Source organism: Desulfotomaculum defluvii, assembly GCF_054657375.1.
This window is the reverse complement of the sequence record NZ_BAAHYV010000007.1, coordinates 860,390-874,178: the sequence shown is the minus strand read 5'-3', so window position 1 is coordinate 874,178 and position 13,789 is coordinate 860,390. Positions and strand designations below refer to the sequence as shown.

At 41.1% G+C, this 13,789-nt stretch carries 12 protein-coding genes; 10 read left to right on the top strand and 2 right to left on the bottom strand.

Annotation, left to right across the window (positions count from 1 at the left end; genetic code table 11):
* Positions 1-61 precede the first annotated feature (61 nt).
* Positions 62-1,546 carry a glutamate synthase subunit beta gene (locus ACYQ03_RS11405; protein WP_459910062.1) on the top strand — a complete coding sequence of 495 codons (1,485 nt, stop codon included), beginning with the start codon at positions 62-64 and terminating at the stop codon, positions 1,544-1,546.
* A 74-nt stretch (positions 1,547-1,620) separates the two neighbouring features.
* Here ACYQ03_RS11405 and ACYQ03_RS11400 read toward each other — a convergent pair whose 3' ends face one another.
* Entirely contained in the window at positions 1,621-2,406 is a 786-nt protein-coding gene (locus tag ACYQ03_RS11400) for a respiratory nitrate reductase subunit gamma (protein ID WP_459910061.1), read from the bottom strand.
* 333 nt (positions 2,407-2,739) lie between these two features.
* Here ACYQ03_RS11400 and ACYQ03_RS11395 point away from each other — a divergent pair, with 333 nt between their 5' ends.
* The 5 genes from ACYQ03_RS11395 to ACYQ03_RS11375 all read left to right on the top strand — a co-directional run bounded on the left by ACYQ03_RS11395 (position 2,740) and on the right by ACYQ03_RS11375 (position 9,255).
* A complete protein-coding gene (locus ACYQ03_RS11395; RefSeq protein ID WP_459910060.1) occupies positions 2,740-4,638 on the top strand; it encodes an aldehyde ferredoxin oxidoreductase family protein in 1,899 nt (632 codons plus the stop codon).
* Positions 4,639-4,657: 19 nt separating this feature from the next.
* On the top strand, positions 4,658-5,065 hold the full coding sequence (locus tag ACYQ03_RS11390) for a 4Fe-4S dicluster domain-containing protein (RefSeq protein ID WP_459910059.1): 408 nt from the start codon (positions 4,658-4,660) through the stop codon (positions 5,063-5,065).
* A 136-nt stretch (positions 5,066-5,201) separates the two neighbouring features.
* Complete coding sequence (locus ACYQ03_RS11385) at positions 5,202-5,972, top strand: NRDE family protein (protein WP_459910058.1); 771 nt, start codon at positions 5,202-5,204, stop codon at positions 5,970-5,972.
* A gap of 130 nt (positions 5,973-6,102) precedes the next feature.
* Complete coding sequence (locus tag ACYQ03_RS11380) at positions 6,103-7,059, top strand: NAD(P)-dependent oxidoreductase (RefSeq protein WP_459910804.1); 957 nt, start codon at positions 6,103-6,105, stop codon at positions 7,057-7,059.
* Between the two features lie 108 nt (positions 7,060-7,167).
* Entirely contained in the window at positions 7,168-9,255 is a 2,088-nt protein-coding gene (locus tag ACYQ03_RS11375; protein WP_459910057.1) for a DNA topoisomerase III, read from the top strand.
* 70 nt (positions 9,256-9,325) lie between these two features.
* Here ACYQ03_RS11375 and ACYQ03_RS11370 read toward each other — a convergent pair whose 3' ends face one another.
* A complete protein-coding gene (locus tag ACYQ03_RS11370; RefSeq protein WP_459910056.1) occupies positions 9,326-9,916 on the bottom strand; it encodes an HD domain-containing protein in 591 nt (196 codons plus the stop codon).
* Between the two features lie 214 nt (positions 9,917-10,130).
* On the opposite strand from ACYQ03_RS11370, the gene ACYQ03_RS11365 reads away from it, so the two are divergent.
* The 4 genes from ACYQ03_RS11365 (at position 10,131) to pstB (ending at position 13,780) form a co-directional block, all read left to right on the top strand.
* Positions 10,131-11,000 carry a phosphate ABC transporter substrate-binding protein gene (locus ACYQ03_RS11365; protein ID WP_459910055.1) on the top strand — a complete coding sequence of 290 codons (870 nt, stop codon included), beginning with the start codon at positions 10,131-10,133 and terminating at the stop codon, positions 10,998-11,000.
* A gap of 185 nt (positions 11,001-11,185) precedes the next feature.
* Entirely contained in the window at positions 11,186-12,121 is a 936-nt protein-coding gene (gene pstC, locus ACYQ03_RS11360) for a phosphate ABC transporter permease subunit PstC (protein WP_459910054.1), read from the top strand.
* On the top strand, positions 12,118-13,002 hold the full coding sequence (gene pstA, locus ACYQ03_RS11355) for a phosphate ABC transporter permease PstA (protein WP_459910053.1): 885 nt from the start codon (positions 12,118-12,120) through the stop codon (positions 13,000-13,002). The genes pstC and pstA overlap by 4 nt, the downstream gene beginning before the upstream one ends.
* Before the next feature lie 19 nt (positions 13,003-13,021).
* Positions 13,022-13,780 carry a phosphate ABC transporter ATP-binding protein PstB gene (gene pstB, locus ACYQ03_RS11350; RefSeq protein ID WP_459910052.1) on the top strand — a complete coding sequence of 253 codons (759 nt, stop codon included), beginning with the start codon at positions 13,022-13,024 and terminating at the stop codon, positions 13,778-13,780.
* Positions 13,781-13,789: the final 9 nt, after the last annotated feature.

Here is a 13,789-nt window from a genome sequence, read left to right as displayed (position 1 = left end):
TCAGGTAAATAAAAAATTCTTGGGTTGATGTTAATTAGCCCAATTGGTTGGGAGGGATATCGTGGGTAAACCTACTGGATTTATAGAATATAGCAGAAAAACCGCCACCAATCGCCCCCCTGAAGAGCGGGTTAAGGATTGGCTAGAGTTTACAAACTATTTACCCGAGGATCAAATTATATCTCAGGCTGCCCGCTGTATGAATTGTGGCACACCCTTTTGTCATAGTGGTCTAATGTTAAATGGAATGGCTTCAGGTTGCCCCAATCATAACACACCACCTGAGTGGAATGATTTAGTCTACCGGGGTTTATGGCAGGAAGCCTTTAAGCGATTGACTAAAACCAATAATTTTCCTGAGTTTACTGGTAGAGTATGTCCTGCTCTGTGCGAAGGTGCCTGCACGGCTGGACTTATTGATAGTCCGGTTACTGTAAAAAATATTGAGTATACAATTATCGAAAGAGCCTTTCAAGAGGGTTGGCTGCAGCCGCAGCCTCCCTCCAGACGCACTGGCAAAAAAGTTGCAATAATTGGCTCAGGTCCTTCTGGACTGGCCTGCGCAGACCAGCTTAACAAAGCTGGCCACTGGGTCACTGTCTTTGAGCGGGCAGATCGGATTGGCGGTCTATTAATGTATGGCATACCCAATATGAAGTTAGATAAGGAATATGTTAATAGGCGGGTTAAACTTATGACAGCAGAGGGAGTTACCTTTGTAACCAGTACTGAAGTTGGGAAGGATTACCCTGCAAATAAACTACTAGAGGAGTTCGATGCTGTGGTTCTTTGTGGCGGGGCCACTAAACCACGGGATCTGACAGTTGAAGGAAGAAACCTTGGTGGCATTCACTACGCTGTGGATTTTCTCAAGGCCAATACCCAAAGCCTGTTAAACTCCAACCATAGGGACGGGCAATTTATTTCCTCTAAAGAGAAGGATGTTATTGTAATTGGTGGCGGTGACACGGGCACGGACTGTGTAGGTACAGCCCTGCGTCATAAGTGCCGCAGTGTTACTCAATTTGAGATCATGCCACAACTTCCCTTAGAAAGAGGCCCCCATAACCCCTGGCCAGAATACCCCAGAATATTTAAAATTGATTATGGCCAGCAAGAGGCGGCAGCTCTACAGGGAACTGATCCTCGTCAATATTGTATTGTAACCAAAAAATTTGTAGGTGACGAACAGGGTCAAGTAAAAGAAGTTCATACAGTTAATGTTGAGTGGGTAAAAAACACTCAGGGACAGTTTATACCCCAAGAAATAGCCGGTTCAGAAAAGGTTTGGCCTGCTCAATTGGTACTCCTGGCAATGGGCTTTACAGGCCCAGAAGATCAGTTGCTTAACCAATTAAATTTGGAACGTGATAATCGATCCAATGTCAAAGCCGAGTATGGTAGCTTTAGCACCAACATAAAGGGCGTCTTTGCTGCAGGAGATATGCGTCGTGGCCAAAGTTTGGTCATATGGGCAATAAATGAGGGACGTGGTGCAGCCCGGGAATGTGACCGCTATTTAATGGGTAGTACGAAGCTTTTATAGACATAGTAGTATTGTAATTTAAAGAATCAAAGGGCCTTGGGCTATAAGCCTTAGGCCCTTGGCCTTTTGTGCGTTTACTTCTCTTCAGCCTCCTCCTTATCCTTAACCCCCGGTAATCCAGGTGCTGGCTCTATATAGGGACGATTTATAATATAGCGGTGGGCAAACATTCCAGCAGAATGAAGCAACTTACTGAAGGGAAATACAATCATAAGAAGTTGTACCAGAAAGACATGAATAATTAGAGCTGGCTTATGCATTACTTCCATATCACTGGTAATCGGCGTAAAGCTTATTAAGCGTACAAAATAATCACGAACCGGTTCATAATGAATTCCCCACTGGGGAACAAAACGCATTAGGTTACCAGCTAAAACTATACCAATTAATAGCAGCAGCAGGATATAGTCACTGGGGGCAGAAATTGCTCTAACCTCATTAATTCTAATTCTGCGGTATAAGAGATATAAAAGGGATAATAATAGCACAATACCAAAGAAGGTCCCCATCAACACTGACAGTATTTCACTGGTTTCCTCAGAGGTAAGTCCTATATAAGCAAACTGTCTACCAAGTAATCCAATACCCAGCACATGTCCGGCCAATATCAAAAACAAGGACATATGCATAATCCAGGCCCCAGCCCAAAGAGCTCTATCACTTCTAAAGATACTACGGAAAAAGGTTGCTTCCTTGGCAATGTCGAGGATCGCACCTGCCTCTGTAGTAGGTGCTGGAGTCAAAGTAATATTATGAACTATACGAGCTCTGGCCCATCTGCCCAGTCTGTACAGTAAGCCAATAACGAAAACTGTTGTGGCAATATAGGGCAGTACCTGCATAATAAAATAAGTGATCATTGCTAGATTGCCTCCTAATTCGAGAACTTCTCTTGGATTAAATAAGACTACGGAAATGTGAAATTTCTCTAAAAAGGGGATTGCAACGGATCCTAATATAATTTTATATTATCTCCTTAACCAGAACAGATATGAAAGACAATTTAACCCTTAAGAAACAGTAAAATAACTAAAAAACTTAATTTTAGTTATTATTTTTATGAAATAAAAGAGAGGTATTCCCAATATAAACGCCGAATTATACCGCAAATTCTGAAATAATAAAATATTTAAAATATTGGCATAAAACAAAACATATATTTTAAAATAAATGTTATAAAGGTGTTGAGGATTATGAAAGGGTATGCAGGCAATATATTGGAAATAAATCTCTCTACTGGTAAACATAAAACAACAAAAATCTCCTTGGATTTTGCTAAGAAATATATCGGAGGTATTGGTTTTAATGCCAAAATCTTGTTTGACGAATTGCCTCCGGCAATTGATCCCCTCAGTGAACAAAATATTTTAGTATTTGGGGTAGGGACCTTAGTTGGATCTCCCTTTCCCACCAGTTCGAGAACTGAAGCTTCGGCTAAATCACCTCTAACTAACCAATTTGGAACATCGAATTCCGGTGCGTTTTTTGGGGTGCAGTTAAAGAATGCTGGTTACGACGCTCTGGTTATTAAGGGTAAAGCCCAGAACCCCGTTTATATCTTAATAGAGGATCAGAAGGTGGAAATATGTGATGCAGGTTTCCTATGGGGCAAAAACACCTGGGATACTATCGATATGCTTAAATCCAGACACTCGGGCGTCGAAATAGCCTCCATTGGACTTGCCGGCGAACACCTAGTAAGATTTGCCAATATTGAAAACAGCTATTTTGATGGCTGGGGTAGAACTGGTCTGGGGGCAGTCATGGGTTCAAAATTTCTTAAGGCCGTAGCCGTAAGAGGTACTAAGGGTATTGCACCGCAGAATCCTACAGCTCTTCTAGAGACAGTCAAAGAAGCCCAAGAGCTAATTAAATCCGCATCTTCATATGGTGCCTTTTGTAAGTATGGTAGTATGCTGGCAGCTATCCCCTATGGTAACTTTAAAGCCCTGTCGGCACATAATTTTACCAAAGGCGTTGTACCAGGCTGGCACGATAATTTTGGCAGGCAGGTGGTAGAGGAATACACTAAAAACCATGTCGGTTGTCAATCCTGTATTATTGCTTGTGCTCATTGGGTAGAAATTAAGGAAGGTAAATATCAGGGGAACCAACTTAAAGACATGGAGATAAGCCCATCTGTTGCCTTCGGCAGCAATGTTGGGCTGAGTACAGACGCAACTATCATAGCCAGTAAACTATGCCGCCAGTATGGTATAGATATGCTTAGTGCCGGTGGAGTTATTGCCTTTGCAATGGAACTCTTTGCTAAAGGAATTATTACCAGGGACGATTTGGGCTACGACCTTCCTTGGGGTGATGATGAAGCCACCTTTAAGTTGTTACAGGATATTGTAGAAAGAAACGGTATCGGTAATATTTTAGCCGAAGGTACTAAAAGGGCCGCTGGCTACTTTAAAGATGCTGAACCAAGTGCCATTCATGTGAAGGGCTTAGAAATCCCTATGATTGACCCCCGCAACAGATGGTCTACCTGGACCCTTGGCCTATTAACCAACATCAGGGGTGGAGACCATCTAAGGTGTAGAAATCCAGTGGAAAATTTGCGTTTTAATGATAATAACCATGATTATTTAAAAGAGCGTTTTGGTTATAAAAAAATTATGTACGACAAATTAGATATGCCCGAAGAGTTAAAAAGAGAAATCATTGACCTAGAAAATGATATTGTGGACATAGCTAAAATGTCCAAATGGGCCGAGGATTTGGTAAATCTATTTAATGCCATAGGCATCTGCATTAGGCCGCCGGTATTAGAGAAGGTTGGACCCACTATCTTGGCTCAAGCCTATACCATTTATACTGGTATAGCTATTACTCCAGAGGAATTAATGATAGGTTCTGAGAGAATCTGGAACCTAATAAAACTATTTAATATAAGGGAAGGAGAACAAATACAGGATTTCAAATTCCCCAGACGTTTTTATGATGAAGAACTCTACGGTAAGACCCTAGATGAAGAAAAAACCCACAGAGTATTAGAACAATATTTTATTGCCCGCGGGTGGGATCCAGCCACCAGCCAACCCACCAGTGAAAAATTAAAATTATTAGAGCTGGATAGTTATTAGGTCAAGGGGGTGCAATTGAATGACTAATAAAATGATTATTGTGGATCATCATAAATGTGTAGGCTGCTGCACTTGTGAAATGATATGTTCACTAGTTCATGAAGGTATTTGCTTACCAGAATTATCTAGAATAAAGGTTAATAGGTATGAGAAAAGTGGTAAGCATGTACCCATAACCTGTGCCAACTGTGAAAATGCACCCTGTATGGAAGCTTGCCCGGTGGAGGCAATCGTAAAAAACGAAGTAACAGGCGGTCTGGAAATCCAGGAGAACCAGTGCATAGGATGCCAACAATGTGTAGAGGCATGCCCCTTTGACCATATTAAATTTAATGACGAAAAAGGTAATGTCTTTAAATGTGATCTATGCCAAGGTGATCCTCAGTGCGTAAAATATTGTTGGACCCAAGCAATCAGCTTTAGTTAATTGAACCACTTCATAAATAATGCATCAACAACCCTCTTGGTTGTTGGTGCTTAATTTTTACAAGTATTTTAAGAATATATAACACAGGAGTTGTGTAGATAATAATTCCTAAGGTATATTAGCAGTGGAGGTAACCATGTGCTTGATACTTTTTGCTTATAAGCATCATCCCCAATACCCTTTGATAATAGCTGCCAATAGGGACGAGTATTATAACCGACCCAGCTTATCTGCGACTTTTTGGGTTGATAGTCCAACAATCCTAGCAGGCAAGGACTTGCAACAAGGGGGAACCTGGATGGGTCTTACCACCAGGGGGCGTTTTTCCTCTTTAACTAATTACCGAGATCCTGCCCGTAACAACCCCCAGGCCCCATCCCGCGGACAGTTGGTTTATAAATACTTGAACAGCGATGTGTCCCCTAAAGATTATTTAAAAGGACTTGAAAATGGCGGAGCAGATTTTAATGGCTTTAACCTACTGCTGGGAACCACTGATTCTATCTACTACTACTCCAATCTTGAAAAGACAATTAGAAAAGTAGATAAGGGTATTCACGGCCTAAGCAATAGCTTCCTTAATGTACCCTGGCCCAAGGTGACCAAAGGTATGAAGGCTTTAAAGGACTGTTTGCAGAATTCCACTGTAAAAAAAGAACAGTTGTTTAAGATTTTGGCAGATAAGGAACAGCCGGAGGATCATGAATTACCCCAAACTGGCGTCAGTTTGAAATGGGAACGAATACTGTCTCCGATCTTTGTTGAAAGCCCTTCCTACGGGACCAGATGCTCTACAGTTTTGCTGGTTGATCACAAGAGTCATGTCCAATTTTGGGAGCGCAGTTTCACTCCGAAGCAACAAGGCCGATGGAGTGAGGTTTGCTATGAATTTGATATTAAGGGGTAAGTAAATAGTATTGCTATAAATAGCATAGGAAATAGGACATTAAAGAATACTTTAATAGTTAAATACAGAAAATAATATTATAATGTAAACAGGTTATATATTTTGAGGCAAAGTAGGAGGCAGAAGCTGTATAGTGAAAACTGTATTTCTTAACACAAATCGATTGGATTTTGATAACAAACTTGATTTTTCACCCATTGCTGGGCTCACTTCTATTACGAAATATGAAGCTAGCACAAATGAAGAAATATTAGATAGGGTAGAGGATCAGAATATTATCATCACCAAGGAATTACCTGTGGGAAGAGATTTGATTACTAAATTTCCGTCCACTGTAAAACTCATATGTGAAGCTGGTACAGGCTATAACAACATTGATATAGCCACTGCTAAAGAAAAAAACATCATGGTTTGTAATGTTCCTGGCTACAGCACCGAAGCAGTGGCGGAACTGGTAGTAACCTTTATCTTGAATTTTAGCAAATCCCTCAGTCTGCAACAGCAAATGATCAAACAGGGCAATTTTATTAATTTTACCAAGGACATCCAGGTACCCAACTTTGAAGTACAAAATAAGACTCTAGGTATTATTTGCGGTGGCTCCATTGGCCAGCAGGTAATGAAAATAGCTTTGGTCCTCGGTATGAATGTTCTTGTTTACAATCGAACTCCGAAACAGTGGGGAGACCCTAGCATACAAGCTGTTTCCCTAGAGGAACTTCTTCAGAAAAGTGACTTTGTCTCTATCCACTGCCCCCTTAACGAGAATACAAAGTACCTCATCAATAAAGAGAAGTTAAAATTAATGAAGCCTACGGCATTTATCATTAACACTTCTAGGGGTCAAATTATAAAGGAAACAGATTTGATTGAAGCTTTGCAAAACAAAATAATTGCCGGTGCTGCGCTGGACGTCCAAGAAAAGGAACCTCCAGAACAAGATAACCCCTTGTTTGCCATGGAAAACGTCTTCCTTACGCCCCATATTGGTTGGAAATGTTTAGAGTCCAGGCAAAGACTTATTAATCTAATGGCTAATAATATAGCGTCTTTTCTACAAGGAAATCCAATTAATGTTGTAAGCTAGAAAACTAGCCTTGACTGATCAAGCTTCCCAATGTAAAGTAAAGGTTGATAACATCAAGCACTCTTCAGGGAGTGCTTTTATATTTTCAATGACTAGGCCGGGAGGACTATGAAACAGTTTATTTTAACGGAAAAGCCGTCTGTTGGAAGAGATATAGTGAATGCCATAGGTGGCCATTTTGATAAACGAGATGGTTATTTTGAAAGTGCTCAATATATTGTGAGTTGGGCCATTGGTCATCTGGTAGAATTATGTGAACCAGAGGATTATAATCCCAACTTAAAAAGATGGCAACTTTCAACCCTGCCAATAATTCCTGATTCCTTTAAACTTAAACCAAATCCCAAAACTTATAAACAATATCAAATAGTTAAACAGCTTCTAAATCGGCCTGATATAGAACTAATTGCAGGAACCGATGCTGGGCGAGAAGGAGAACTAATTGTAAGATATATCATGCGTCTAGCGGGCTACACCAGACCCTTTAAACGTCTTTGGCTATCAGAGACTACACCAGAGGCCATCAGGAAAGCCCTGGCCGATCCCTTACCTGGACAAGCAAAGGATTTATTGGCTGCGGCCGCAGAGTCCAGATCACACTCAGACTGGTTGATAGGAATCAATGCCACTAGGGCCTTTACCAAAAAGCATGGTGATCTATTTTCAATAGGCCGGGTGCAAACTCCAACCCTAGGAATTATTGTAGCCAGAGAAAGGGAAATAAATAACTTCTCGCCTGTACCTTACTGGGAATTATATGCAGATTTCCTTACAACAGGTGATCAAACCTATCGTGGAAAATGGTTTAAGAATAAAAACGTCAACCGATTTGAGCAAGAATCTGTTGGGAAAGAGATAAAGGATAAAATTACCGGACAATCAGGTATAATCACAAAGGCCGAGGAAAAGGATGTTTCAGAACCACCACCTTTGTTATTTAACTTAAACGATTTACAAAAGGAAGCAAATAAAAAGTTTGGCTTTACTGCTAACCAAACTTTAGAAATAGCCCAGGCATTATATGAAAAGCACAAATTATTGACTTATCCGAGGACAGAGTTTAAACACCTGACCAAGGAATTGGCTAAGACTATACCAGCTAGGCTAGCTGCCCTGGAGTCTGTAGCTGGCTATGCTAAGTATGTAGCCTACGCCAAAACAGCCCCTAAGCCAGGGAAAAGGTTTATCGATGACTCTAAAGTCGGAGACCACCACGCCTTAATCCCAACCAGTGTAAAACCAAATAATCATCTATCTGCAAATGAGGCTAAAATCTACAATCTGGTAGCGCGCAGATTTTTGGCTATGTTCTTCCCAGCAGCCCAATACAAACAGACAAAGATTACAACCACTGTATGTAAAGAAGCCTTCCTTACCTCAGGTAAAATTGAACTGAGTCCAGGCTGGAAAGAGGTACTGGCTCCGACAAAGGGAGAGAACAAGTCTAAAGATGATGATGAGTCATTACTTCCACCCTTAACCCAGGGGGAGCAGGTCACTGTAACCAAAGCTGAACTACAGCAAAAGAAAACAGAACCCCCCAAAAGATACACAGAAGGAACACTGTTGGCCGTTATGGAAGGGGCTGGCAAGTTTGTGGACGATAAGGCATTAAAGGATGCCATGAAAGGACACGGACTAGGCACAAGTGCCACCAGGGCCGCCATCATAGAAAGGTTAATTAAAGTAGGCTACATAGAGAGAAAAGGAAAGGTCTTAATACCAACCCGAAAGGGTGAAACTCTAATCGACCTGGTACCAGAAATAGTTTCTAGTCCTCAAATGACTGGTGAATGGGAAAAGTCATTGGCCGACATCGAAGCAGGGCAAGTCAACCCCATTGATTTTATGAAGCAAATCGTTGAATTAACGAAAAAAATAGTTGAGCTGGCCAAGGAGCAAAAGTCACAGAGTAATACACCTCAACAAGCCAGAGAAGTGGTTGGGACATGCCCTCTATGTGGTAAAGATGTTTTAGAGTATCCCAAAAGTTATGGCTGCAGTGGATTCCGTGATGGTTGTAATTTTTCCTGTAGCAAACTAATCCTAAAGAAAAATATATCCGTAACACAGGCTAAAACTTTATTAACTAACGGGAAAATACAGATCAAGGGATTCACTTCTGCCAAGACCGGAAAAAAATTTGATGCAGCCTTAGTGCTTAAAGATGGTAAAATTTCCTTTGATTTTTCTTAAGGTGTTTATGAATTTTCTAGTTTAATACTAGTTAATATGTGGTCAGGCTTATTTCAGCCTGACCCTTTTTCTATCGTACCAAATAGCCCTTTGCTATGGAATCTTCAATTAGCTCTTGGACAAATTCCCACAGAACTGGTGAGTTTTCCTTGATAACTTCCGCACGTTTATAAACCTTTGTGCTGTTGATACCTGGTCTTTGCCAGGTATGTCCCTTAGTATGATAGTTTAGAATAAAGGGTTGAATCCGATCCAGGCAAGCTGCAAAGCAAGCTTCAGGGGTAGTCATTTGCTCGAATTCTTGCCAAAGATCGTAAATCTCCTGGGCTTGATCCGCTGGCAAAAGATTGAAAATACGCTCCGCAGCCCTTTGCTCCCTTTCCTCCTTGTCTAAATAACCCTTCTCATCATAGCAATAGGTGTCACCGGCATCTATCTCCACCAAATCATGGACAAGAACCATTTTAATCACCTTTAAAACTTCTATATCTTTAGCAGCATATTCAGACAAAAACATGGCCATCACCGCCAGATGCCAGGAATGCTCGGCATCGTTTTCATTTCTTAAACTACCAGTGATTACACTCTGTCTTAGGATTTGTTTTAGCTTATCAATCTCTACGATAAACTTAATTTGTTGTGATAATCTCTCATTGACCACAAATAGGACCTCCTATAAATAACATTATAAATGGCATTATACCACGAAATAACACACCCTTGACCCAAGCTTGGTTAAGTTAGTTAACTTAAAATTAACAATCTTTGACCATTGTTTTTACATTAGATTAATTAAACCTTAACAAATAACCAGTATGATTTACTTGTACAAAAAACTTAGGTATGAGAAAAAAATATTAGGGAGGAAGAGAATCTTGTACAAGAAATTTTTAGTATTAGTAATTTGTCTTGCACTTTTTGTAGTTGCCACTGGTTGTACTAATTCATCTAACGAAATCAATGATACCGGAAATAGTGAGGTAAGTGGTTCTGTCATAGCAGTGGGTTCCACAGCATTACAACCACTGGTAGAGCAAGCAGCTAACCAGTTCATGAACAAAAATTCAAAAGCACAAGTAACCGTTCAAGGAGGCGGCAGTGGTACGGGTCTAGCTCAGGTTGCCAGTGGTGCAGCACAAATAGGTAATTCGGACATTTTTGCGGAGCAAAAAGACGGTATTGATGCCAGTATCTTAACCGACCATAAAGTAGCTGTAGTGGGTTATGCTGCAGTAGTGAATCCTTCTATTACCGTGGATAACTTAACAAAACAACAACTTATCGATATATTTACTGGCAAAACCACCAACTGGAAAGAAGTTGGTGGTCAGGATCAAGAAATTGTGGTAATCAACCGTGCTAAGGGTTCCGGTACCCGTACTTCTTTCAAACAATATGCTTTAGATGGTAAGGAAGAAGTTCAAGGTTTAGAGGAAGATTCATCTGGTACCGTTAAGAAGATTGTTAACGAGACTCCCGGTGCAATCAGTTACCTAGCCCTGTCCTATGTTGATAATAAGATGAAAGCCCTAAAACTGGATGGGGTAGAACCAACTAAAGAAAATATTACTTCTGGTAAATATGATGTTTGGTCCTATGAACATATGTATACAAAGGGTGCTCCCGAAGGTGCAGTAAAGGCTTTCCTTGACTACCTGTTATCTGATGAAGTACAAAGCACACTGGTACCAGAACTTGGTTATATTCCTGTTAAAGATATGCAAGTGGAGAAAGCTGCTAAATAGCATATGAATAGCATGCAGAAGAAAATTCCGTATCACATAGGGTGGTGCGGATTTTCTTCTTAACTTATTAATTAAATAAAACTTAACAATCTATACCCATGCTTTTTACAATCAGTTAACAATTTCTTAACATACAACAGCTATGATTAATGTGCAAGCAAGTTTATCTAACTGGAGGTTAAAATATGGGAAGAACGGCAGTAGAGACTGTTGTGCTATTGTCTAATAAAGAAAAAAATCAAAAAAGGAAGGATCAATGGGGACGTAGACTAACATTCTTGTGTGCTTTAACGGTGATTATCTTAACCCTATCTATCGTAATATTTATTAGTTCAAAGGGATTGTCTACTTTTTTAGTAAACGGTGTATCCCTAAAGGATTTTCTCTTTAGTACGGAATGGGCACCAGATAGAACAGTGGCGGATGGAGGACCTAGGGTAGGAGCCTTGACCTTTATATTTGGTTCCGTTGTCATCTCCTTACTGGCTGTTTTAATCAGTGCACCCCTAAGCTTTATTACCGCCATCTTTATGGTGGAAATAGCTCCCGGCTGGGGACAACGGATTTTACAGCCCACCATTGAACTTTTGTCAGGCATTCCTTCGGTTGTCTATGGCTATATCGGCCTGAGTGTGCTGGTGCCTTTTATTCGTGAATATTTTGGAGGGTTGGGCTTTAGCTTAATGGCCGGGGTCATGGTGCTGTCTGTTATGGTCATTCCCACCATTGTCAGTATGAGTGTCGATAGCTTGAGAGCATTATCTCCTCAGTTGAAGGAAGCAGCCTATGCCCTTGGATCCACCCGCTGGCAAACCATCAGACTCGTACTGTTGCCTGCGGCGAAAACTGGATTATTTACCGGAGTAATTCTTGGTTTGGCCAGGGCCTTTGGCGAAGCATTGGCAGTGCAAATGGTAATTGGTAATACTAAACAAATCCCGGAATCGATATTGGATCAAGTAACTACACTAACCAGCGGCATTACCATGGACATGGGGTATACCGTGGTTGGCTCCCTTTGGAACAATACTCTTTGGTCCATGGCCATGATTTTATTACTAATGTCGTTCTTCTTTATTCTTCTAATCAGACGGATTTCGAAAAGGGGTGCTAATTGTTGAGAGCACAGACTGCCGACCGTATAGCCACTGGTTTCTTTTATGCTGGCGCAGGTGTTGTGGTGCTGATCCTTGCTGGCTTAATTGGTTATATTCTGTATCATGGAGCAGGTGCAATTGATTGGTCCTTTATCACCAGCCCCCCTCAAAACATGAAGGAAGGGGGCGGCATTGGGCCGCAAATCTTTAACTCCTTCTACCTACTATTCTTAACCATGTTGATAACTATTCCCATAGGTTTACTGGCTGGTATTTACCTTGCTGAATTTGCCAAACCGGGAAAGATTACTGAAGGTATTCGGTTAAGTATTGAAACCCTAACATCCTTACCATCCATTGTTGTGGGTTTGTTTGGACTTTTAATCTTTGTCAATTATACTGGCTGGGGTTATACATTAATGTCCGGGGCTCTAGCCCTGACGGTGATTAACCTACCAATGATGGTCCGCATTTCAGAAGAAGCTATTCGCAATGTGCCAATGGAGCTCCGGGAAGGGAGTCTTGCCCTGGGTGCCACCCACTGGCAAACTATCTGGAAGGTGGTACTGCCATCAGCCTTTTTGAGTATCTTAACAGGTATCATTATCACATCTGGGCGGGTATTTGGTGAGGCGGCGGCACTGCTTTTCACGGCTGGCATGAGCAGTCCACCCCTTAACTTTAGTCAGTTGGATATCACTAGTCCCGCCTCCCCCTGGAATCCCTTCAGACCGGCGGAAACACTGGCTGTACACATTTGGAAGGTAAATTCAGAAAGCTTAATTCCTGATGTTCGAAGAGTTGCCGATGGGTCTGCAGCAGTATTAATCTTAGTTGTTTTATTCTTCAATATTTCAGCCAGATGGCTAGGCCGTAGTATTCACAAAAAACTTACCGGTCAATAAATAAGAAAGAGGAGATGGCATGGCCCTAGCAAAATTTGATATTCAAAACCTAAATCTATTTTACGGAAATATGCAGGCACTTAAAGATATTAATTTAGAAATCAAGCAAAAACAAATCACCGCTTTGATTGGTCCCTCGGGTTGTGGAAAATCCACCTTCCTGCGCACTTTAAACCGTATGAATGATTTAATTGAAGGGGTCCGGGTAGAAGGAAAAATTTTGCTGGATGGTCAAGATATTTACCGACCTGAGGAAGATGTGGTACATTTGCGCAAAAGAGTCGGTATGGTTTTCCAGCGCCCTAACCCCTTTCCTATGACAATTTATGATAATGTTGCTTATGGACCACGTATTCACGGCTTAAAGGATAAGAAAAAGCTTGACCAAATAGTAGAAAAAAGTCTTAAATCCGCAGCCCTCTGGGATGAGATTAAGGATCGCCTAAACCGCAGTGCAATGGGCCTCTCCGGGGGACAACAACAGCGTTTATGTGTTGCTAGACTATTAGCAGTGGAACCCGAAGTATTACTAATGGATGAACCAACATCTGCTCTGGATCCCATTTCAACGATCAAGGTTGAGGAGTTAATCCGGGAGCTAAAAAATCACTACACAATAGTTATAGTAACCCATAACATGCAACAGGCTGCTCGTGTATCCGATACAACCTCATTTTTTCTTAACGGTGAATTGGTTGAAGCGGGCAATACAGATAGTATTTTTACAATGCCTAGGGATAAACGTACGGAAGATTATATTACCGGTCGTTTCGGTTAATTTTAGGGG

Excerpts from the sequence above, each read along its gene's own strand:
- ACYQ03_RS11400 (WP_459910061.1), bottom strand. The coding sequence starts at position 2,406 with ATGATCACTTATTTTATTATGCAGGTACTGCCCTATATTGCCACAACA.
- ACYQ03_RS11395 (WP_459910060.1), top strand. The coding sequence starts at position 2,740 with ATGAAAGGGTATGCAGGCAATATATTGGAAATAAATCTCTCTACTGGT.
- ACYQ03_RS11390 (WP_459910059.1), top strand. The coding sequence starts at position 4,658 with ATGACTAATAAAATGATTATTGTGGATCATCATAAATGTGTAGGCTGC.
- ACYQ03_RS11385 (WP_459910058.1), top strand. The coding sequence starts at position 5,202 with ATGTGCTTGATACTTTTTGCTTATAAGCATCATCCCCAATACCCTTTG.
- ACYQ03_RS11375 (WP_459910057.1), top strand. The coding sequence starts at position 7,168 with ATGAAACAGTTTATTTTAACGGAAAAGCCGTCTGTTGGAAGAGATATA.
- pstC (WP_459910054.1), top strand. The coding sequence starts at position 11,186 with ATGGGAAGAACGGCAGTAGAGACTGTTGTGCTATTGTCTAATAAAGAA.
- pstB (WP_459910052.1), top strand. The coding sequence starts at position 13,022 with ATGGCCCTAGCAAAATTTGATATTCAAAACCTAAATCTATTTTACGGA.